The organism is Pseudomonas sp. BO3-4, from assembly GCF_034044115.1.
In the GTDB taxonomy this organism is placed as follows: Bacteria; Pseudomonadota; Gammaproteobacteria; order Pseudomonadales; family Pseudomonadaceae; genus Aquipseudomonas; species Aquipseudomonas alloputida.
Map to the genome: position 1 here is coordinate 314,643 of NZ_CP139018.1, position 18,473 is coordinate 333,115.

An 18,473-nucleotide genomic window follows, 5' to 3' on the forward strand; every position below is an offset into this window, starting at 1 on the left:
ATGGATGCAGATGACCAGAACCGGGTACCAGAGAGCTGGTACCCGGTCTCGCTAATCAGATAGCGAGAAACGCGGCGATGTCGCCTTTTATCTTCTCATTCACAAGATCACGTGCAGCGTCGAAGTGACGAACGCTGAACGTGCCTTGTTGCGACGCGCGATAAACGCGGGTAGAGGTTTTGTCGACCTTGCGGGTCAGGGCGCCTTCACGCTCGACTTTCGAGTCGTAGCTGGCCTGGAAGCTGGTCATGTGCATCGCCGGCAGGCCTTGTGGCGTCATTTCGCACTGGGCGACCACGAAGTTGCTCGATTTGCCGGATTCGCTATGGCTGTGCTTTTCCAGGTGCGCCTTGACTTCCGGCTTCTGCACGACAATTTGCAGAACACGCCTGGCGCAGGCGGCGCGACGAGGGTCCGCGGAGACGCTGATGGTGACGGACTTGGTAATCAGCTCTGCCAGGGTCAGGTTGTCCTCATCAATGGCATCTTCGGCATGTGCTGCGCCCGTCATGGTCCAGCCAAACTTGATCAGGCCATCGTTGTAGAAGTTGTACCACTCGCGCTGCTGGGTCTCCTTGTCGAACTTCTTGTTGGCCAGTTCGGTCATCAAACGCATGCCGGCCAGGATGTCTTCTGCAATGTTGGCAGGGACATTGTCAGCGAAGACGCAGATGGTCTGGCCGGTAGCGGCTACGCGCTCTTGACCCTCTTTGCGGATTTTTTCCATTTCAACTTTGATGTCAGCCACTTTGTAATTCCTTGATAGTTGTGAGTTCCAAGACACACATGGTGAGCACGTGGTCTGGGGGCACTATCGAGCAATGACGCAGGGGGCATCAGCGGCATGTTGTTCCTCTGGAGTTGATCCTTCACTCGCACGTGCTGATCAATCTTCGGGTGCTGGCTCGTCACCGTTTTGCGCGCCCAGGCTGCGCAAATACTCGGCTCGCTCATCGCTGCGCTGTGCAATGCAGCTGTTCCAGGCGATCTGGTAGGCCCTGCTGCCGGGTTGGTCAGCATGGGTTTCGACCTTGCAGTCTGCATCGCGCAGTTGGCTCCAGACTTTCTCGGCTGCCTCTATTCGCGACATCAGGCCTGCCTCGTCGCCGAACTGATCACGCATGCGCGCGACCAGGTCTTCGTAGGCCGACTGCAGCTCACGCTCGGCGACCTGCTTGTTGAATGCTGCACAGGCGAAGGTTTGCTGGTCGGTCTCCACATTGTCGCAAGGTGTGCTTTCGTCCTCACTGGCCTGGGCCCCGCTCACGATGGCCAGCAGCACCAGCCATGCCATTGATTTCATCCGTTTTCTCCTCAACAGGCTGTCGAATCGCAAGGATTCTCGCTCAGCCAGAGGCCAGGTGGTAGCTCCCTGACCAAATGTTCATGTACCGGCCGCAAATGTCGTTATCGAGACTGTCTCGCATCCCCGGAACACGCGCCAAACGCGCTCTTGTCGCGCATTGACGCTTTCGGCAAACCCCCTGTCGTTTTTGCACCGGGGCGCCTCGGGGCACAGGCATATGCTGGCCTCAAAGCGCCGGCAGAAGGTTTGGCGCGACCCAACTCTATAAAAGGGGACAGCCTGATGAGCCCAGCCGAATTACACGCCGACAGCATCGTCATCGATGGCCTGATCATCGCCAAATGGAACCGCGAGCTGTTCGAAGACATGCGCAAAGGCGGTCTCACTGCAGCCAACTGCACGGTGTCGGTCTGGGAAGGGTTCAAGGCTACCGTCGACAACATCGCGTCCAGCCAGAAGCTGATCCGCGACAACAGCGACCTGGTGATGCCGGTGCGCACCACCGCCGACATCCGCAAGGCCAAGGAACTGGGCAAGACCGGCATCCTCTTCGGCTTCCAGAACGCCCATGCGTTCGAGGACCAGATCGCTTATGTGGACGTGTTCAAGCAGCTGGGCGTGGGCATCGTGCAGATGTGCTACAACACCCAGAACCTGGTGGGCACCGGCTGCTACGAGCGTGACGGCGGGCTGTCCGGCTTCGGTCGCGAGATCGTTGCCGAGATGAACCGTGTCGGCATCATGTGCGACCTGTCCCACGTCGGCTCCAAGACTTCCGAAGAAGTCATCCTCGAATCGAAAAAGCCGGTGTGCTACTCGCACTGCCTGCCCTCGGGCCTGAAAGAGCACCCGCGCAACAAGTCGGACGAAGAGCTGAAGTTCATCGCCGATCACGGCGGTTTCGTTGGCGTCACCATGTTCGCGCCGTTCCTGGCCAAAGGCATTGACTCGACCATCGATGACTACGCCGAGGCCATCGAGTACACCATGAATATCGTCGGTGAAGACGCCATCGGTATCGGTACCGACTTCACCCAGGGGCACGGCCAGGACTTCTTCGAATACCTGACCCATGACAAGGGCTACGCCCGCCGCCTGACCAACTTCGGCAAGATCATCAACCCGCTGGGCATTCGCACTGTCGGCGAATTCCCCAACCTCACCGAGACCTTGCTGAAACGCGGCCACTCCGAGCGTGTGGTGCGCAAGATCATGGGCGAGAACTGGGTCAACGTCCTCAAGGATGTCTGGGGCGAGTAAGCCGCTCTCCAAGCCTGATAGCCCCTGCCAGCAACGCCGGGGCACCCACAAAAAAATTTTATGGAGTTGAGTTTCCATGGCCAAAATCGCCCCGCAATTGCCAATCGAAGTCGACAGCGAGACCGGTGTCTGGACCAGCGACGCCTTGCCGATGCTGTATGTGCCTCGTCATTTCTTCGTCAATAACCATATGGGCATCGAGGAAGTGCTGGGCGCCGACGCCTATGCCGAAATCCTCTACAAGGCTGGCTACAAGTCCGCCTGGCACTGGTGTGAAAAAGAGGCCGAGTGCCATGGCCTGGAAGGCGTCGCGGTGTTCGAGCACTACATGAAGCGCCTGAGCCAGCGTGGCTGGGGGCTGTTCGAGATCCAGGATATCGACCTGGATAAAGGTACCTGCAGCGTCAAGCTCAAGCACTCTGCGTTCGTGTACGTCTATGGCAAGTGCGGCCGCAAGGTCGACTACATGTTCACCGGCTGGTTCGCTGGCGCGATGGACCAGATTCTCGCTGCCCGCGGCAGCAAGATCCGCACCGTGGCCGAACAGGTCTATGGCGGGTCGGAAGAAGGCCACGAAGATGGCCTGTTCGTTACAAAGCCGTTGTAAGCCGGAGATAGCGTCATGGCATTCGAAGCAATGTTCCAGCCGATCCAGATCGGCAAACTGACCATCCGCAACCGTGTGCTCAGCACCGCGCACGCCGAGGTCTACGCCACTGACGGCGGCATGACGACCGACCGCTATGTGAAGTACTACGAAGAGAAGGCCAAGGGCGGCATCGGCCTGGCCATCTGTGGCGGCTCGTCGGTGGTTGCCATCGACAGCCCGCAGGAATGGTGGGCATCGGTCAACTTGTCGACCGACCGCATCATCCCGCACTTCCAGAACCTTGCCGACGCCATGCACAAGCATGGCGCCAAGATCATGATCCAGATTACCCACATGGGCCGTCGCTCGCGCTGGGACGGCTTCAACTGGCCGACGCTGATGTCGCCATCGGGCATTCGCGAACCTGTGCACCGCGCCACCTGCAAAACCATCGAGGTGGAAGAGATCTGGCGGGTAATCGGCAACTACGCGCAGGCTGCGCGTCGCGCCAAAGAGGGCGGCCTGGACGGCGTGGAATTGTCGGCGGTGCACCAGCACATGATCGACCAGTTCTGGAGCCCACGGGTCAACAAACGTACCGACGAATGGGGCGGTACCTTTGAAGGCCGCATGAAATTCGGCCTGGAAGTACTGAAAGCTGTGCGCGCCGAAGTGGGTGACGACTTCTGCGTGGGCATGCGTATCTGTGGTGACGAGTTCCACCCTGATGGCCTCAGCCACGAGGACATGAAGCAGATCGCTGCCTACTACGACGCCACCGGCATGCTCGACTTCATCGGCGTGGTCGGCTCGGGTTGCGATACCCACAACACCCTGGCCAACGTCATCCCCAACATGAGCTACCCGCCGGAGCCGTTCCTGCACCTGGCAGCCGGTATCAAGGAAGTGGTCAAGGTCCCGGTGCTGCACGCGCAGAACATCAAAGACCCGAACCAGGCCACGCGCATCCTTGAAGGCGGCTACGTGGACATGGTCGGCATGACCCGTGCGCACATGGCCGACCCGCACCTGATCGCCAAGATCAAGATGGGCCAGATCGACCAGATCAAGCAGTGCGTCGGTGCCAACTACTGCATCGACCGCCAGTACCAAGGCCTGGATGTGCTGTGCATCCAGAACGCCGCGACCTCCCGTGAGTACATGGGTGTGCCGCACATCATCGAGAAGACCACCGGCGTCAAGCGCAAGGTGGTGGTGGTTGGCGCAGGCCCTGCCGGCATGGAAGCGGCCCGCGTGGCTGCTGAACGCGGCCACGACGTGACCCTGTTCGAGAAGAGGGACCAGATTGGCGGGCAGATCACCATTGCCGCCAAGGCCCCGCAGCGTGACCAGATTGCCGGTATCACCCGCTGGTACCAGCTTGAGCTGGCTCGCCTGAAAGTCGACTTGCGCCTGGGCACTGCCGCTGATGTGGCCGCCATTCAGGACCTGCGCCCGGACGTCATCGTGCTGGCGGTAGGTGGGCACTCGTTCCTGGAGCAGAACGAGCACTGGGGCGCCGCTGAAGGGCTGGTGGTCAGCAGCTGGGATGTGCTCGATGGCAAGGTAGCGCCGGGCAAGAACGTGCTGGTGTACGACACCATCTGCGAATTCACCGGTATGTCGGTCGCCGACTTCATCGCTGACAAGGGCAGCCAGGTCGAGATCGTCACCGACGACATCAAGCCAGGCGTGGCCATGGGGGGGACCACCTTCCCCACCTACTACCGCAGCATGTACCCCAAAGAAGTGATCATGACCGGCGACATGATGCTGGAAAAGGTCTACCGCGAAGGCGACAAGCTGGTGGCGGTACTGGAGAACGAATACACCGGCGCCAAGGAAGAGCGCGTGGTCGATCAGGTAGTGGTCGAGAACGGCGTGCGGCCTGACGAAGAGCTGTACTACGCGCTCAAGGAAGGTTCGCGCAACAAGGGCCAGATCGACGTGGAGGCGCTGTTCGCCATCAAGCCACAGCCGATCCTGAGCCAGCCGGGCGAAGGCTACCTGCTGTACCGCATCGGCGACTGCGTGGCCCAGCGCAACGTGCATGCGGCGATCTACGACGCCTTGCGCCTCTGCAAGGACTTCTGATCGTTAACAGTCGCCGCCATCGGGCGCGATCCCTGTAGGAGCGGGTTTACCCGCGAATGCGTCAGCACTGACAACACTGTTGCCTGACCGGACGCATTCGCGGGTGAGCCTGCTCCTACATGGGGCCAGTCCCGCCCTCTGGTCGGCGCAAGAATCCAGCTGTTTGTGGGAGTCTCCCATGTTGAACACCCTTCTACCCATCCTGCTGTTCGCTGCCCTTGGCCTGGCAGTGCTCGGTGCCTTGCGCCGGGTGCGCATGTGGCGCCGTGGCCGGCCGTCCAAGGTCAACCTGATCGGCGGCCTGCTGGCCATGCCGCGCCGCTACCTGGTGGACCTGCACCATGTGGTTGAGCGCGACAAATACATGTCCAAGACCCACGTGGCCACTGCGGGCGGCTTTGTGCTGTCTGCTGTGCTGGCCATTCTGGTGCATGGTTTTGGCCTGCAGAGCAAGATCCTCGGCTATGCACTGCTGGTAGCCACGGTGATCATGTTCACCGGTGCCATCTTTGTCTTCAAACGCCGCCTGAACCCGCCCTCTCGTCTGTCCAAGGGCCCGTGGATGCGCCTGCCGAAGAGTTTGCTGGCGTTCGCCGTGAGCTTCTTCATTGCCACCCTGCCGGTCGCCGGTATCCTGCCGGCCAACACGGGTGGTTGGGTGATGGTCGCCGTTCTGGGCCTGGGCGTGCTGTGGGGTGTGTCGGAGCTGTTCTTTGGCATGACCTGGGGCGGCCCGATGAAGCACGCCTTCGCCGGTGCCTTGCACCTGGCCTGGCACCGCCGTGCCGATCGCTTCGGCGGCGGCCGCTCCACCGGCCTCAAGCCGTTGGACCTGGAAGACCCGAACGCACCCCTTGGCGTGGAAAAGCCGGTGGACTTCACCTGGAACCAGCTGCTGGGCTTCGATGCCTGCGTGCAGTGCGGTAAATGTGAAGCCATGTGCCCGGCCTTTGCCGCTGGCCAGCCGCTGAACCCGAAAAAACTCATCCAGGACATGGTCATCGGCCTTGCCGGTGGCACTGACGCGCAATTTGCCGGTAGCCCATACCCTGGCAAACCAATCGGCGAACACGGTGGCAATCCACACCAGCCGATCGTCAATGGCCTGGTCGACGCCGAAACGCTGTGGTCCTGCACCACCTGCCGTGCCTGCGTCGAGGAGTGCCCGATGATGATCGAGCACGTCGATGCCATCGTCGACATGCGCCGCCACCTCACCCTGGAAAAGGGCGCAACCCCGAACAAGGGCGCCGAGGTGCTGGACAACCTGATCGCCACCGACAACCCCGGCGGCTTCGCCCCCGGCGGGCGCATGAACTGGGCTGCCGACCTTAACCTGCGGCTGCTGTCTGAAGTGAAAGCGACCGAAGTGTTGTTCTGGGTCGGTGATGGTGCCTTCGACATGCGTAACCAACGCACTTTGCGTTCGTTTGTCAAAGTATTGAAAGCCTCGGGTGTGGACTTCGCCGTACTCGGCCTGGAAGAGCGCGACAGCGGCGACGTGGCGCGTCGCCTGGGCGATGAGGCGACCTTCCAGCAACTGGCCAAGCGCAACATCCAGACCTTGGCCAAGTACAAGTTCCAGCGCATCGTCACCTGCGACCCGCACAGCTTCCATGTGCTGAAGAACGAGTACGGCGCTCTGGGTGGTGACTACCAGGTGCAGCACCACAGCACCTACATCGCCGAACTGATCGCGGCCAAGAAGCTCAACCTGGGCCAACACAAGGGCGGCAGCGTCACCTACCACGATCCGTGCTACCTGGGCCGCTACAACGGCGAGTACGAAGCCCCGCGCGAAGTGCTCAAGGCGCTGGGTATCGAGGTGCGCGAGATGCAGCGTTCGGGCTTCCGTTCCCGTTGCTGCGGTGGTGGTGGCGGTGCGCCGATCACTGACATCCCTGGCAAGCAGCGTATTCCCGATATGCGCATGGACGACATTCGTGAGACCGAGGCCGAGCTGGTAGCCGTGGGTTGCCCGCAGTGCACCGCCATGCTTGAAGGCGTGGTCGAGCCGCGCCCACAGATCAAGGACTTGGCCGAACTGGTGGCCGACGTGCTGATCGAGGAGGACGCATCCACTGTCCCAAAGCCGCAAACGGCTAAACGTGAACCTGCGGAGGTGCACTGATGAGCGACATTATCCGCCGCGACCCACGCGCCGAGTGGATCGCCCGTAACCGTCTGCACCCGCTGCATGCCGCGATGCAGACGCAACAGACCAGCTGGATGGGGCCTAACGGCATCATCCGCAAGAACCCACATGCGATTGCCGCGGGCTTTGTCGGCCCGGCCGGCATCAAGCGCATCGACCGCAGCGGCGCCCAGCAGGGCACCGGCGCGGGCGGGCGGCGCCCGGCAGCAGCCGAGGTCAAGTTGCCCCTGCACCAGGTGGCGGCGCCGGCGTTCTACATTGCCGTCGTGCCGGACATGGTTGGCGGCCGCCTGAGCAGCCACGACCGCGACCTGCTTGGCCTGGCCCACAGCCTGGCCGGCAACGACGGGGCGGTGCTGGCCGTGGTGTTCAACGAGCACAAGGAAAGCAACTTTTCCACAGCCGGTGTCGATCGGCTGCTGGTTATCGAAGGCGAGGCCTTTGAAGGTTATGCACCGGAGCAACTGGTGCAAGGCCTGCGGGCTGTGGATAACCAGTTCACGCCGCGCCACTGGCTGCTGCCCGACAGCCGCACCGGTGGCGGCGAACTGGGTCGGCGCCTGAGCGCCGCGCTGGGCGAGCGCCCGGCAACGCGGGTATGGCAGGTCAAGGACGGCCAGTGCATCGGCCGCGCCGGCGCCGGCCAGCAAGACCTGCAACGCACTGTGCCGCGCCTGATCCTGGCGGCGGCCGAGTGCGCCGAGCCGGTCAGCGAAACCCGTCACGAAGCGCTGCCGGTGGAGTTGTCCACAAGCGTGGTACGCAGCCTGCCGCGCATCGAAGACCTTGGCTCGGTGGCCGTCGACCCGGCCACCATTGCCATGGCCGAAGCGGAGTTCATCGTCTCGGGCGGCAACGGTGTCAAGGACTGGGACCTTTACCACAAGGCCACCGCAGCCCTCGGCGCGACCGAAGGTGCCTCGCGGGTGGCAGTGGACGATGGCTTCATGCCGCGCAACCGCCAGGTGGGGGCTACCGGCACCTGGGTTACCGCGCGTGTCTACGTGGCTGTGGGTATCTCGGGCGCGATCCAGCACCTGCAGGGTATCGGTGCCTGCGACAAGGTGGTGGCGATCAATATGGATCCGGGCTGCGACATGATCAAACGGGCTGACCTGTCGGTGATTGGCGACAGCTCGGCGATTCTCAAGGCGCTGATCGAGGCTGTGGACAACTACCGCAGCGGCGGCCAGCGCGACGCGGCATAAGGGCACGAGCATGAGTACGAAAGTGATCAGCCTGGTTTCCATTGGTGCCCACCCCAGCTCTGGCCGCGCCCGCCGCGCCGAGCAGGATGCCCGTGCCGTGGAGTTGGGTTTGCAGCTGGCTGGGGATAACTTGCAGGTGGTGCATGCTGGCGATCCACAGGAAGAGGCGTTGCGCGCTTACCTGGGCATGGGCCTGGACCACCTGGACGTGCTGGAGCAACCGGCCGGTGCCGATGTGCTGGGCGTGCTGGGCGATTATCTGCGCGACGCCGGGGCCCAGCTGGTGCTGACCGGCAGCCAGGCCGAGACTGGCGAGGGTTCGGGCATGTTGCCGTTCCTGCTGGCCGAAAAGCTCGGTTGGCCGCTGATTGTCGGGTTGGCTGAGGTGGAGTCGATCGACAACGGTACCGCCCAGGTGTTGCAGGCTCTGCCGCGTGGTCAGCGGCGTCGCTTGAAGGTGCGTCTGCCATTGCTGGCGACTGTGGATAACGCGGCGCCCAAGCCGCGCCAGAGCGCTTTTGGGCCTGCGCGTCGGGGGGTATTGGCGGCGCGTAACGTGGCTATTGTCGAAGATGAGCTGTTGGCTGAAGCCGAGCTGCAACCGGCCCGTCCACGGCCCAAGCGCTTGAAGGTGATCAAGGCCAAGAGTGGCGCCGACCGCATGAAGGCCGCGACGGCCAAGGCCAGTGGCGGTGGTGGCAAGGTGCTGAAGGACGTTTCGCCGCAGGAAGGCGCTGAGGCGATCCTCAAGCTGCTGGTGGAAGAGGGCGTACTGCGCTGAGTCCCCCTGGGAGCGGCCTGTGTGACGCGATGGGCCGCTTGGCAGCCCCCTGACAATCCTGAGCCAGACTCGAGATCCTGGGGCCCGCTGCGGCCCCTGCGACACAATCCATAGCCCAGTCCCCTGTGTATAAGTTATTCATTTCCCCCGTCACATGCCTGGATTCCAGCAAACTGGACGAACCGTCAGGTACGCTCCGTTTTGCCCACGGAATCTGTTCGCCAAGGTGTGGATAAATTGTTGGTTCATGGCTGGGAGCCTTATATAACGGTGCTTACACGGTTTAGATCATAAAGTGATCAGCTTCCGTCGGCTTCGCTTGATGCGGTCGATGCTGGTTCTTGTCGGGGCTTTCCCACAATCTCTGTTAGCCGCTCTGTGGATAATCTGTTTGAGAGCGGCTGTAGGCCCCGCCGTTCCTGTCTTCGAATGCTTTGATCAGAAAACAGCCAATCGGGCTCTAACGCTGCTCTGGCTTACGTTCTTGGTGAGTGCAGGTAAAAACTCAGGATCACCCAAGTCAAAACCTGTGAATAAGTACCAAGAACCTATCATTTCTATCAGTTAGCAGTCCTGTTTCAGGCGGGTAGAATGAGCGCTCACTATCGGCTGAGCGTTCATCATGCATGGCATGCTGCAACCCGTTATCCCTACCCACATGGGCGGGATTCCAAGGTCGTATTCAGCATACGGGGCCTATGCTGGTGCAAGAAATATTGCCTTCGCCGGGCAGATGGTCGATCGCCTGACGGGTTGCTATCACCTGGGCAATGGCCGGCGAACCTACAACCCTGTGCTGATGCGCTTTCACTCTGCCGACTCACTCAGCCCTTTCTCGGAGGGTGGGCTGAATGCCTATGCCTACTGCGGTGGCGACCCGATCAACCGGGTCGACCCCAGTGGCGCCGTCCCGGCCACCCAGTCCGCCCGCCCCCAGGTCGACGTGATTAGCCCGGCGATCAGTGGCATAAGCATGTTTTCAAGTTCGGTGACGCTGGGCGGGGCTATCGCGCGAACGGCCAGAAACGTGGTCGCCGAGTTGCAAAGACCGCATTCCGGTCCGGAATATACCGCGCCGAGCCTAAGAGCCCGGATTGGTAATACTAGCCTTTTCTACACAGGAGTAATGGGGGTTGCAGGCACCGCAATGAGCGGAGTCGAACAAGGGTGGATTGGTAATGTACTGACCAGTCACGGCCGTCGCCTGGGGCTGGGCAACGCAATTGGGAACATCAGCGGTGGCTTGTTCTCCAACGCCGAGGCGGCACAGGCTGTGTGGAGGGGGGTAGGACAGCCCGGAGTGTCGGGGGTAAGGGTAGCCTGGGAGACATTCTATGAAGTCACCGGTGTGCGCATGGTCGTCGAAGGGGCTTCGTACGTGTGGGGCAGAGGCACGGCACTCGGGGCCAGGATCGCTTCGGCAGGTCGAGCAGCTGCGGATGCGTGGCGTCGCTGGGGCACTGAACCCAGTGCGCCGCCTCCGTCTCCGAATCGGGACATAAGGCGACCATAAACCCACTGGCACGGCAATTTGCCGTGCCAGTGGGGGGTACGGGTTACTGCGCCTGCACTTCCTTCAGATACGGCGCAGGCTCTGCTCCCAGGTTGTTCAGTAGCCGCCCGCTGTACCAGTCAATGAAGTTCACCACACCAAACTCGTAAGTCTTCGAGTAAGGGCCAGGCTGATACGCCGTGGAGTTGATCCCACGCTGGTTCTCTTCCGCCAGACGGCGGTCCTGGTCGTTGGTGGCGTCCCACACCTTGCGCATGTTCTCGGGGTTGTAGTCCACACCTTCGACGGCATCCTTGTGCACCAGCCACTTGGTGGTGACCATGGTCTCCTGGGCGCTGATCGGCCACACCGTGAACACGATCATGTGGTCGCCCATGCAGTGGTTCCACGAGTGCGGCAGGTGCAGGATGCGCATCGAGCCCAGGTCCGGGTTCTTGATGCGACCCATCAGCTTCTGGCAGGCCTGCTTGCCGTCCATGGTCATCGACACGGTGCCCTTGAGCAGCGGCATGCGCACGATGCGGTTACGCAGGCCGTGGCTCTTGTGCAGGTAAGGGATCTTCTCGGCTTCCCAGGCAGCGGCGGAGGCGGCCACGTGGTCCTTGAATTCCTGGCTGGCACGCGGGTCGTTGGTGTCGTCCCACTCCAGCAGGGTTTGCAGCAGTTCCGGGTGCGAACCGTTGCAGTGGTAGCACTCGCGGTTGTTTTCCAGCACCAGCTTCCAGTTGGCCTTTTCCATCAAGGTGGTTTGCACCGCCACCTTGGTGTTCTCCATGTCGTACGGTTCCATGTAATGGTCCAGCGTGGCCAGGAACTCGTCGATGGCAGGCGGGTTTTCCGCCAGGCTGATGAAGATGTAGCCGCCGGCGACCTTCACGTTCACGGGCTTGAGGCCGTACTGGTTCATATCGAAGTCAGCACCCATCTCGGTGCCGGCGAATAGCAGGCGGCCGTCCAGCTCGTAAGTCCACTGGTGATATGGGCACACCAGTTTGGCCACCTTGCCTTTCTCGCTGACGCACAGGCGCGAACCGCGGTGGCGGCAGACGTTGTGGAAGGCATGCACCTTGCCTTCGGCACCGCGCACCACAATGATCGGGTTCTTGCCGATCTGCAGGGTGATGTAGTTGCCCTTGGCCGGGATCTCGCAGGTCATGCCGGCGATCAGCCATTCTTTATGGAAGATCTCCTGCATGTCGATCTGGAACAGACGCTCGTCGGTGTAGAAAGGCTGGGGCAGCGAGTAGGTGCGCTCGCGGGTCTGCAACATCTCGGCGGTAGCCTTGCGTGCAGGTTCAAGTGGATCGCCCAGGCTCAGGGTTGCGGTGACGTCCATCGTGTATTCCTCGGGGCCGTATGCGGCCGGCAAAAGGTGGCTAATCGTTGTTGTGGTGCCGCAAGGCTGCTTCAGATAAAACAGCTAGTTCTTTTGCCGTGGAGTGTGCGTCCGAAGACGCCGCGAACCGTATCCATGGGCGACATGGCCGATTTGAATAACGACGCGCCAGCCCTTGTGCCACGGGGCTGGTCGCGATAAGCACGTCGATGTCGCAGGCAGGAATGTACGTCGTCTTCAGCTTGCGCATTATCGCAGCCATGAAAAGGGCCATAGTCGGCCGCTGGAGATGAACATGTCCGATACCTTCCTCAATCCGGTCACTACCCAGACCTGGGCCAACGGCCGCCACATCGTGCGCTGCGTCAAGGTCATCCAGGAGACCTGGGACGTGCGCACCTTCTGCTTCATGGCCGACCAGCCGATCATGTTCTTCTTCAAGCCGGGGCAGTTCGTCACCCTGGAGCTGGAGATCGAAGGCAAGCCCGTGATGCGGTCCTACACCATCTCCAGTTCGCCGTCAGTGCCCTACAGCTTCTCGATCACCGTCAAGCGCGTGCCGGGTGGCCTGGTGTCGAACTTCCTGCACGACACCATGCACGAAGGCGCCGAGCTGCCGGTGCACGGCCCGGTGGGGCTGTTCAACGCCATCGACTTCCCTGCTGGCAAGGTGCTGTACCTGTCGGGCGGCGTCGGTATTACCCCAGTGATGTCGATGGCGCGCTGGTTCTACGACACCAATGCCAACGTCGACATGGTGTTCGTCCACAGCGCCCGTTCGCCGAAAGACATCATCTACCACCGCGAGCTGGAACAGATGGCTTCGCGCATCCCCAACTTCAGCCTGCACATCATTTGCGAAAAGCATGGCCTGGGCGAGCCGTGGGCGGGTTACCGCGGTTACCTGAACCAGCGGCTAATGGAGTTGATTGCGCCCGACTACATGGAGCGCGTTGTGTTCTGCTGCGGCCCGACGCCGTACATGACGGCGGTCAAGCGCATGCTTGAAGCGGTCGGCTTCGACATGAAGAATTATCACGAAGAGTCGTTCGGCGCGACGCCGGCGGAAGCCAAAGCCGACGCCGTGGAGCACGCCGAGCAGGCGGCCGATGCACCTGAGCTGGACGTTTCCGACCTCAATCTGGTGGAGTTCATCGGCAGCGAGAAGAGCATCCGCATCGCCCCGGGCGAGACCGTGCATGCGGCCGCGGCCAAGGTCGGCCTGATGATCCCGAAAGCCTGTGGCATGGGCATTTGCGGGACGTGCAAAGTGCTCAAGCTGGGCGGCGAAGTAGAGATGGAGCACAACGGCGGCATCACCGAAGATGACGAGGCCGAGGGCTACATCCTGTCGTGCTGCAGTGTGCCGAAAGGGGATGTGCGGATCGATTACTGATCCAGTGGCCAGTCTGGATTCTTCGCGGGCACGCCCGCTCCCACAGGGCCATCGCTATCTTCAGGACTGCGGTGAACCTTGTGGGAGCGGGCGTGCCCGCGAATGCTTCTAGGTGCGGAACCGGGCTACCAGGCTATTGAGGTCTACCGCCAAGCGCGACAGCTCGGCACTCGCCGCGCTGGTCTGATGCGCCCCGGTAGCACTCTGCACCGACAGGTCATTGATGTTGACCAGGTTACGGTCCACCTCTCGCGCCACTTGCGCCTGCTCTTCCGCTGCGCTGGCGATCACCAGGTTGCGCTCGTTGATCTGCGCCACCGCGCCGGCGATGGTGTCCAGTGCCATGCCCGCGCCACGGGCGATGTTCAGTGTCGACTCCGCGCGCTCGGTACTGGTGCGCATCGATTCTACCGCCTCTTCCGTACCGCCCTGGATGCTGCCGATCATGCGCTCGATTTCGCTGGTCGACTGTTGTGTACGATGGGCCAATGCCCGCACTTCATCGGCGACCACGGCAAAACCACGGCCCGCTTCACCGGCCCGCGCGGCTTCGATGGCTGCGTTGAGCGCCAGCAGGTTGGTCTGGTCGGCCAGGCCACGGATCACGTCCAACACCTTGCCAATGTCGCGCGACTGTTCGGCCAGGTGAGTAATCAGCTTGGCGGTGGCCTGCACATCACCGCTCATGCGCTCGATCGCACCCACGGTTTCCATCACCAGGTCACGACCATCGCCGGTGGAGCGGCTGGCTTCACTGGACGCTTCTGATGTGCTCACGGCATTGCGCGCCACTTCTTCCACTGCGCTGGTCATTTCGGTGACAGCAGTGGCGGCCTGTTCAATCTCATTGTTCTGCTGCTGCAGGCCACGGGCACTTTCGTCGGTGACGGCATTCAACTCTTCTGCCGCCGAGGCCAGCTGGGTGGCGGAGCCGGCGATCTGCTGCAAGGTGTCGCGCAGCTTGTCCTGCATGCGCGCCATGGCGCGCAACAGCCGGGCGGCTTCGTCGGTGCCCTCTGCGCGGATGACGTGGGTCAGGTCGCCGTCGGCGACTTGCTCGGCGCATTTGAGTGCTTCTTCGATCGGCTTGACGATACTGCGGGTCAGCAGGAAAGCACAGGTGAAGGTCAGTACGGTGGCGGCAACCAGCAGGCCGATCACCAGGGCGAAAGCGCCGGCATACTGGTTGGCGGCTTTTTCGTTGGTGGCGCGAGTCTGGTCAGTGTTGATGCGTACCAAGGTGTCCATGACCTTGTTGATCTGCTCGGAGTTGGCCAGCAGGTCGCGGTTGAGCAGGTCACGCAATTCGTCCAGGCGATCGGCCTGGCTCAGTGTGCGCATGCGCGATTCCAGCTGGCGGTATTGGTTGAGCAACTGACCGTACTGGTCGAATGCTGCCTGTTCGTCGGCGGCGACGATCATTGGCAGGTAGGCCTGGCGTGCACGGTCGATCTGGCTGTTGCGCTGGTCCAGCAGATCGAGGGTATCGCGTTGGGTTGCCGGCTCGCGGTTGAGCAGCAGGCGGTAGGAAAGCGTGCGCATGCGCAGGTTCAGCGCGGTGAGTTCGTCGAGGATCTTGATGCTGGGCACGCTGACTTGCTCGATGGCAACGCCCGCCTGGCGGATGTTGCCCATTTGTACCAGGGAGAAGATACCAAGGCCGAGCATCAGCAGGCCGATGAGCGCGAAGCCGAGAAGCGCGCGCGGGGCGATATTCATGTTGCGTAGGGACATGGAGAGCAGGATCCAGGCAAGTGGGGAAAGAGCGACAAAACATGACTTGCCGGGCTATCGGTCGTGACTGGTTAGTCTTGAATGGGACCGGGGAAAATTGTGCAACCGCGAACCTTTTCCTGACCGGCGGTTGATCCAGGTCGGAACAAGGGGTCGATTACCCTGTCAATCTGCGGGTCAGACACCTTATGAATCCGATATTTAATGGCGATGGGCCGCACTTTTCTTTATCGTGTGCGCCCCTCGCAACAACCTGAGATAGACCCATGCTGGAAGCTTCCCTGAATCAAATCGAGCAACTGGTCAGCGACCTGATGCAGAAAAACGCTCAACTCATCGAGCAGAACACCGCCCTTGGCCAGGAGCTGGCCCAGGCCAAGGAAGAGAACGAAACCCTGCAGCTGTCGCTGATGGAACAGGAAGAGAAGAACGGCGCTACCGCAGCACGCATCCAGGCCCTGGTCGAGCGCGCCAGCGCGGGCGTTGTTGGCGCATGAGACTGCAAGAGCAGCCGATCAATGTCGTGTCGATTCTCGGCATCGACTATTCGATCAAGGCGCCCGAAGGCCAGGAAGAAACCCTGGCCCAGGCGGTACGGATGCTCAACAAAGCCCTTAACGAGACCAAGCGTCAGTACCCGACCTTGATCGGTGACAAACTGCTGGTGCTGGCTGCCCTTAACCTGTGCTCCAAACAGGTTGAACTGCAGAAAGAGCATCAGCAGACCCTTGCGCGAACTCAAGCGCAGATCGACGCCACGGTGGATGCCATCGTGCGGACCATTGCAGAGCAATAAGACCGCACACCTTCCCCTGTAGGAGCGGGTTCACCCGCGAATGCGTCAGTGGCTTCAACACCGCATTCGCGGGTAAACCCGCTCCTACAGGCATCAGCAGACCCTTGCGCGAACTCAAGCGCAGATCGACGCCACGGTGCGGACCATCGCTGAGCAATAAGGCCGTACACCGTCCCCCCCGTAGGAGCGGGTTCACCCGCGAATGCGTCAGAGGCTTCAATACCGCATTCGCGGGTAAACCCGCTCCTACAGGGTGCATCTGATTGCTTCAGATCACTGGATTAACTGGATACGCAAGTGTATACACTTTCCGCAAAACAATAATGTGCGGGGAGTAGGGCATGCGTATCTGGCGTAAGAGCATCCAGTTGCAATTGATCACCAGCATGGGTGCTGCCTTGCTGGCGAGCATCCTGGTGGTGGTCATTATCTTCACCGTGGCGCTCAACCGCCTCACCGACCGCTACCTGGTCGACACTGCCCTGCCAGCCAGCATCGAAGCCATCCGCAACGACATCGAGCGTATGCTGGGCCAACCGTTGGTCGCTGCCGCGGACATTGCCGGTAACACCCTGCTGCGCGACTGGCTTGCTGCCGGTGAAGATCCCGCGCAGGCGCCCCAATTCATCGAATACCTGACCGCCGCCAAACAGCGCAACCACGCCTTTACTACGCTGTTCGCCTCGACTGAAACCGGCCACTACTACAACGAGAACGGCCTGGACCGCACCCTCAGCCGCAGCAACCCCAAGGACAAGTGGTTTTACGGTTACATCGACAGCGGCGCCGAGCGTTTCATCAACATCGACATCGATGGTGCCACCGGCGAACTGGCTCTGTTCATCGACTATCGCGTGGAAAAGGAAGGCAAGCTGGTGGGTGTGGCCGGCATGGGCCTGCGCATGACCGAATTATCGAAGCTGATCCACGACTTCAGCTTTGGCGAGCACGGCAAGGTGTTTCTGGTGCGCAACGATGGCCTGATCCAGGTGCATCCCGATGCTGCCTTCAGTGGCAAGCGTCAGCTTGCCGAACAGCTTGGCGCGGACGCAGCCAAAGGCGTCATGACCGGAGGCGAGAGCCTGCGTAGCAGCCGCTTCAGCCGTGACGGTGAGCGCTACCTGGCGCTGGGCCTGCCGCTGCGCGACCTCAACTGGACCCTTGTGGCCGAAGTGCCAGAGTCGGAAATTTACGCGCAAATGCATCAGGCCGTCTGGCTGACCAGCCTGATCGGTGGCGCCGTCGCGTTGGTGTCGCTGCTGTTGGTGGTACTGCTGGCGCGTGGCCTGGTGCGGCCGATCCGCCGCGTTACCGCCGCATTGGTTCAGATTGGCGGGGGAGCGGGTGATCTCAGCCATCGGCTGGACGATTCGCGTCAGGATGAGCTGGGTGACCTGGCCCGTGGTTTCAACCGCTTCCTGGACAGCCAGCGCAGCCTGATCGGCGAGGTGTTGAGTACCTCCGAGCGGCTACGGCGGGCCGTGGAGCAGGTAACCCAGGTGGTGGACAATACCGCTGAGCGCTCCGGGCGCCAGCAGGAGATGACCGAGATGGTCGCCACTGCTGTACACGAGATGGGCCTGACCGTGCAGGACATCGCCCGCAATGCCGGCGATGCGGCCCAGGCGTCGCAGTCGGCACGAGACGAGGCGTTGCAGGCCCGCGAGGTGGTACAACGATCCATTCGTGGCATCGAGGGCATGTCGGGCGACATCGGCAAGGCGGCCGATGCGGTCAGCCAGCTGGCCGACGAAGTCGCCTCGGTCGATGAAGTGCTCGCGGTAATCCGCAGCATTTCCGAGCAAACCAACCTGCTTGCGTTGAACGCTGCCATCGAGGCCGCGCGGGCAGGGGAGATGGGGCGCGGGTTCGCTGTGGTGGCCGATGAAGTACGTACGCTGGCCCGGCGCACACAGCTGTCCACCGATGAAGTGCAGCAGATGATCCAGCGCCTGAAGCTGGGTGCAGGTTCGGCGGTGAGTTCAATGCAGGCAGGGCAGCAGGCGACCGGCAGTGGCGTGGAATCGAGCCAGCGCACCGGGGCATCACTGAGCGCGATTACCGACCAGGTAGAGCACATCAGTGACATGAACCACCAGGTGGCCACGGCTACCGAGGAGCAGTCGGCGGTGACCGAGGAAATCAATCGGACGGTGCAGGGGATTTCCGATTTGGCGCGTGAGACGGCGGCGGAGGTGCAAGGGTGCCGCGAGGAGTGTCAGGCGTTGCGTGGGTTGGCTGATGACCTGGCGCGGCAGATGGGTGGGTTCAGGCTCTAGATCGCGGGGGCCGCAAGGCGGCCCCG

The 18,473-nt window shown here is 61.7% G+C and carries 15 protein-coding genes and 2 pseudogenes; 12 read left to right on the forward strand and 5 right to left on the reverse strand.

All coding sequences use genetic code 11. The features are described from left to right. Nucleotides 1–55 precede the first annotated feature (55 nt). Together REH59_RS01410 and REH59_RS01415 are read right to left on the reverse strand one after the other, a co-directional pair. Complete coding sequence (locus REH59_RS01410; RefSeq protein ID WP_003255705.1) at nt 56–748, reverse strand: hypothetical protein; 693 nt, start codon at nt 746–748, stop codon at nt 56–58. A gap of 138 nt (nt 749–886) precedes the next feature. Continuing rightward, nucleotides 887–1,303, reverse strand: a complete 417-nt coding sequence (locus REH59_RS01415; protein ID WP_014860397.1) for a lysozyme inhibitor LprI family protein — start codon at nt 1,301–1,303, stop codon at nt 887–889. Nucleotides 1,304–1,588: 285 nt separating this feature from the next. Here REH59_RS01415 and REH59_RS01420 point away from each other — a divergent pair, with 285 nt between their 5' ends. The 7 genes from REH59_RS01420 to REH59_RS01450 all read left to right on the forward strand — a co-directional run bounded on the left by REH59_RS01420 (nt 1,589) and on the right by REH59_RS01450 (nt 10,906). Then, the gene (locus REH59_RS01420) at nt 1,589–2,566 is read left to right on the forward strand and encodes a dipeptidase (protein WP_003255700.1); all 978 of its coding nucleotides are present in this window, start codon (nt 1,589–1,591) and stop codon (nt 2,564–2,566) included. A gap of 76 nt (nt 2,567–2,642) precedes the next feature. Further along, entirely contained in the window at nt 2,643–3,173 is a 531-nt protein-coding gene (locus tag REH59_RS01425; RefSeq protein WP_003255698.1) for a DUF5943 domain-containing protein, read from the forward strand. A gap of 15 nt (nt 3,174–3,188) precedes the next feature. Beyond that, complete coding sequence (gene dgcA, locus REH59_RS01430; protein WP_003255697.1) at nt 3,189–5,249, forward strand: dimethylglycine demethylation protein DgcA; 2,061 nt, start codon at nt 3,189–3,191, stop codon at nt 5,247–5,249. Nucleotides 5,250–5,427: 178 nt separating this feature from the next. Then, entirely contained in the window at nt 5,428–7,380 is a 1,953-nt protein-coding gene (gene dgcB / locus REH59_RS01435; protein ID WP_004575952.1) for a dimethylglycine demethylation protein DgcB, read from the forward strand. Continuing rightward, nucleotides 7,380–8,612, forward strand: a complete 1,233-nt coding sequence (locus tag REH59_RS01440) for an electron transfer flavoprotein subunit alpha/FixB family protein (protein ID WP_265536583.1) — start codon at nt 7,380–7,382, stop codon at nt 8,610–8,612. The genes dgcB and REH59_RS01440 overlap by 1 nt, the downstream gene beginning before the upstream one ends. 10 nt (nt 8,613–8,622) lie before the next feature. After that, nucleotides 8,623–9,393 carry an electron transfer flavoprotein subunit beta gene (locus REH59_RS01445; protein ID WP_003255694.1) on the forward strand — a complete coding sequence of 257 codons (771 nt, stop codon included), beginning with the start codon at nt 8,623–8,625 and terminating at the stop codon, nt 9,391–9,393. A gap of 733 nt (nt 9,394–10,126) precedes the next feature. Next, the gene (locus tag REH59_RS01450) at nt 10,127–10,906 is read left to right on the forward strand and encodes an RHS repeat-associated core domain-containing protein (protein WP_245150136.1); all 780 of its coding nucleotides are present in this window, start codon (nt 10,127–10,129) and stop codon (nt 10,904–10,906) included. 43 nt (nt 10,907–10,949) lie between these two features. Here the strand turns inward: REH59_RS01450 and gbcA are convergent, their stop codons facing one another. Then, nucleotides 10,950–12,242 carry a glycine-betaine demethylase subunit GbcA gene (gbcA, locus tag REH59_RS01455; RefSeq protein ID WP_014589386.1) on the reverse strand — a complete coding sequence of 431 codons (1,293 nt, stop codon included), beginning with the start codon at nt 12,240–12,242 and terminating at the stop codon, nt 10,950–10,952. Between the two features lie 295 nt (nt 12,243–12,537). On the opposite strand from gbcA, the gene gbcB reads away from it, so the two are divergent. Continuing rightward, the gene (gene gbcB, locus REH59_RS01460; RefSeq protein ID WP_003255691.1) at nt 12,538–13,638 is read left to right on the forward strand and encodes a glycine-betaine demethylase subunit GbcB; all 1,101 of its coding nucleotides are present in this window, start codon (nt 12,538–12,540) and stop codon (nt 13,636–13,638) included. Between the two features lie 108 nt (nt 13,639–13,746). Here the strand turns inward: gbcB and REH59_RS28680 are convergent, their stop codons facing one another. Together REH59_RS28680 and REH59_RS28685 are read right to left on the reverse strand one after the other, a co-directional pair. After that, the gene (locus REH59_RS28680; protein WP_414003953.1) at nt 13,747–14,619 is read right to left on the reverse strand and encodes a methyl-accepting chemotaxis protein; all 873 of its coding nucleotides are present in this window, start codon (nt 14,617–14,619) and stop codon (nt 13,747–13,749) included. A 30-nt stretch (nt 14,620–14,649) separates the two neighbouring features. Beyond that, a pseudogene (locus REH59_RS28685) lies at nt 14,650–15,372 on the reverse strand (MCP four helix bundle domain-containing protein); the annotation flags it as partial. Nucleotides 15,373–15,638: 266 nt separating this feature from the next. Here REH59_RS28685 and REH59_RS01470 point away from each other — a divergent pair. The 4 genes and pseudogenes from REH59_RS01470 (at nt 15,639) to REH59_RS28695 (ending at nt 18,447) form a co-directional block, all read left to right on the forward strand. Beyond that, nucleotides 15,639–15,869, forward strand: coding sequence for a hypothetical protein (locus REH59_RS01470; protein WP_003255686.1), 231 nt, complete (start codon nt 15,639–15,641; stop codon nt 15,867–15,869). Next, nucleotides 15,866–16,168: a cell division protein ZapA gene (locus tag REH59_RS01475; RefSeq protein ID WP_003255684.1), complete on the forward strand. Its 303-nt coding sequence runs from the start codon at nt 15,866–15,868 to the stop codon at nt 16,166–16,168. The genes REH59_RS01470 and REH59_RS01475 overlap by 4 nt, the downstream gene beginning before the upstream one ends. Before the next feature lie 524 nt (nt 16,169–16,692). After that, nucleotides 16,693–17,535, forward strand: a pseudogene (mcpH, locus tag REH59_RS28690) (methyl-accepting chemotaxis protein McpH); the annotation flags it as partial. A 207-nt stretch (nt 17,536–17,742) separates the two neighbouring features. After that, nucleotides 17,743–18,447 carry a methyl-accepting chemotaxis protein gene (locus REH59_RS28695; RefSeq protein WP_370688745.1) on the forward strand — a complete coding sequence of 235 codons (705 nt, stop codon included), beginning with the start codon at nt 17,743–17,745 and terminating at the stop codon, nt 18,445–18,447. Nucleotides 18,448–18,473 lie beyond the last annotated feature (26 nt).

Coding starts and splice junctions, on each gene's coding strand:
- REH59_RS01445 (WP_003255694.1), top strand. CDS start 8,623: ATGAGTACGAAAGTGATCAGCCTGGTTTCCATTGGTGCCCACCCCAGC.
- REH59_RS01440 (WP_265536583.1), top strand. CDS start 7,380: ATGAGCGACATTATCCGCCGCGACCCACGCGCCGAGTGGATCGCCCGT.
- REH59_RS28695 (WP_370688745.1), top strand. CDS start 17,743: ATGGGCCTGACCGTGCAGGACATCGCCCGCAATGCCGGCGATGCGGCC.
- REH59_RS01420 (WP_003255700.1), top strand. CDS start 1,589: ATGAGCCCAGCCGAATTACACGCCGACAGCATCGTCATCGATGGCCTG.
- REH59_RS01470 (WP_003255686.1), top strand. CDS start 15,639: ATGCTGGAAGCTTCCCTGAATCAAATCGAGCAACTGGTCAGCGACCTG.
- REH59_RS28680 (WP_414003953.1), bottom strand. CDS start 14,619: ATGGCGCGCATGCAGGACAAGCTGCGCGACACCTTGCAGCAGATCGCC.
- dgcA (WP_003255697.1), top strand. CDS start 3,189: ATGGCATTCGAAGCAATGTTCCAGCCGATCCAGATCGGCAAACTGACC.
- REH59_RS01415 (WP_014860397.1), bottom strand. CDS start 1,303: ATGAAATCAATGGCATGGCTGGTGCTGCTGGCCATCGTGAGCGGGGCC.
- gbcB (WP_003255691.1), top strand. CDS start 12,538: ATGTCCGATACCTTCCTCAATCCGGTCACTACCCAGACCTGGGCCAAC.
- dgcB (WP_004575952.1), top strand. CDS start 5,428: ATGTTGAACACCCTTCTACCCATCCTGCTGTTCGCTGCCCTTGGCCTG.
- gbcA (WP_014589386.1), bottom strand. CDS start 12,242: ATGGACGTCACCGCAACCCTGAGCCTGGGCGATCCACTTGAACCTGCA.
- REH59_RS01475 (WP_003255684.1), top strand. CDS start 15,866: ATGAGACTGCAAGAGCAGCCGATCAATGTCGTGTCGATTCTCGGCATC.
- REH59_RS01450 (WP_245150136.1), top strand. CDS start 10,127: ATGGTCGATCGCCTGACGGGTTGCTATCACCTGGGCAATGGCCGGCGA.
- REH59_RS01425 (WP_003255698.1), top strand. CDS start 2,643: ATGGCCAAAATCGCCCCGCAATTGCCAATCGAAGTCGACAGCGAGACC.